The organism is Psychrobacter glacincola (assembly GCF_904846215.1).
Taxonomy (GTDB): domain Bacteria; phylum Pseudomonadota; class Gammaproteobacteria; order Pseudomonadales; family Moraxellaceae; genus Psychrobacter; species Psychrobacter glacincola.
This window is the reverse complement of record NZ_CAJGZK010000094.1, coordinates 1-588: the sequence shown is the minus strand read 5'-3', so window position 1 is coordinate 588 and position 588 is coordinate 1. Positions and strand designations below refer to the sequence as shown.

General features: G+C 48.6%; 1 protein-coding gene. It reads left to right on the top strand.

The window, feature by feature from the left end; all coding sequences use genetic code 11:
* Nucleotides 1-37: 37 nt before the first annotated feature.
* The gene (locus tag JMW90_RS13585; RefSeq protein WP_227691978.1) at nt 38-562 is read left to right on the top strand and encodes a hypothetical protein; all 525 of its coding nucleotides are present in this window, start codon (nt 38-40) and stop codon (nt 560-562) included.
* The last annotated feature ends 26 nt before the right edge of the window (nt 563-588 follow it).

Below are 588 nucleotides of genomic sequence, written 5' to 3'. Positions count from 1 at the left end.
ACCCTATCCTAAGCATATCTTTACCAAGGACACCTCCATGGCAGCATCTCGCTCGACGACTCGCACCGCGAGTCAATCCTATCGCCGTCAAGCGCTGATTTGGCTGATAGCGACTCTGATGTTGGGTGTGACCACCGCTTTGGTATGGATGTTTAGCCAAACGCCAGCGATGGGCGCCAAGATAGAAAACGCGCCCATAGCAGCGCCCAAAACACTGAGTGCGGAGCTTGAGCAGCCATTGAAAATTGAATCGCTGCATGAGCTTGATACTGACGTACAACCGATCAGTTTTGATGAAACGGTTCGTGATTTGCGCAGCTATCCTGATGAGTTTAAAGATAAGCGTTATCTGCTTGCCAACAAAGGCAAGTGGACAGTACAGGTCATGAATGTCGCTGAAAATGAGGTGATTGTCAGTTATCTAGAAGGACGTGAAGACCGTAGCAAATTTACATATTTCCGCTACCTTGATGAAAACGAGCAAGTCCGTTATATGCTGACTTATGGCTTGATGGGCAGTCCACAAGAAGCAGTTGGGGCGGCTAAGCTGATAGATTTTTAGCTGCCTGCCAATGTGCGAGTACTGCC

What these genes read in the sequence shown, in the direction of transcription:
- JMW90_RS13585 (WP_227691978.1), top strand. Translation starts at nt 38, where the DNA reads ATGGCAGCATCTCGCTCGACGACTCGCACCGCGAGTCAATCCTATCGC.